The organism is Mesorhizobium sp. M7A.F.Ca.CA.004.12.1.1 (assembly GCF_003997835.1).
Lineage (GTDB): Bacteria > Pseudomonadota > Alphaproteobacteria > Rhizobiales > Rhizobiaceae > Mesorhizobium.
Genome location: NZ_RZRK01001334.1, coordinates 1 through 885, shown reverse-complemented (window position 1 = coordinate 885; position 885 = coordinate 1). Strand labels below are relative to the sequence as shown.

Genomic DNA, 885 nt, shown 5'->3' with positions numbered 1-885 from the left:
CCGCCGCGACCGGGCAGGCCTCGCGCATCCTAATCGCCGGTGCGGCGGCAGGCGAGGTTTCGGCAGACGACAAGGCCTATCTGTCGCAACTCGTCGCCGCTCGCACCGGTCTTTCGGAAGCAGATGCCAAGGCGCGGGTGGATGCGATCATCGCCAGGGCTCAGGACGCCAAGGTCAAGGCGCAGGAGGCTGCCGACACCGCCAGGAAGGCTGGCGCTACCTTTGCGCTCCTTGGTGCGCTGTCGCTGGCCATCGGCGCCTTCATCGCCAGTGCTGCCGCGGCCCTTGGGGGCAGGCAGCGCGACGATGAGGAAGCGGTTTTTCTCACCAGCCGCTGAAGCGGCTCAGCATTGAAAAGCAAAAGCCCGGCCTTGCGCCGGGCTTTTGTGTTTGGGTCAGTCGCGCCGTGGCGAAATCAGTGATCCATGGCCTTGACGATTTCCTCGGTCATCTTCTTGGCGTCGCCGAGCAGCATCATGGTGCCGTCCTTGTAGAACAGCGTGTTGTCGATGCCGGCATAGCCGGAGCCGAGCGAGCGCTTGACGAACAGGCAGGTGCGGGCCTTGTCGACATCGAGGATCGGCATGCCGTAGATCGGCGACGACTTGTCGTCGCGCGCGGACGGGTTGGTGACGTCGTTTGCGCCGATGACATAGGCAACGTCGGCCTGCGCGAATTCGGAGTTGATGTCCTCGAGTTCGAACACTTCGTCGTAGGGCACATTGGCTTCGGCGAGCAGCACGTTCATGTGGCCGGGCATGCGGCCGGCGACCGGGTGGATGGCATATTTGACGTCGACGCCATTGGCCTTGAGCTTGTCGGCCATTTCGCGCAGCGCATGCTGCGCCTGGGCAACCGCCATGCCGTAGCCCGGCACGATGATGA

General features: G+C 64.1%; 1 protein-coding gene and 1 pseudogene. One reads left to right on the top strand and one right to left on the bottom strand.

What is annotated here, in order from left to right; genetic code table 11:
- Positions 1-338, top strand: a pseudogene (locus tag EN984_RS36200) (hypothetical protein); the annotation flags it as partial.
- 77 nt (positions 339-415) lie between these two features.
- Here the strand turns inward: EN984_RS36200 and EN984_RS36195 are convergent.
- Positions 416-885: NAD(P)(+) transhydrogenase (Re/Si-specific) subunit beta (locus EN984_RS36195; RefSeq protein ID WP_164765998.1), on the bottom strand; the 470-nt coding region annotated here is incomplete at its 5' end.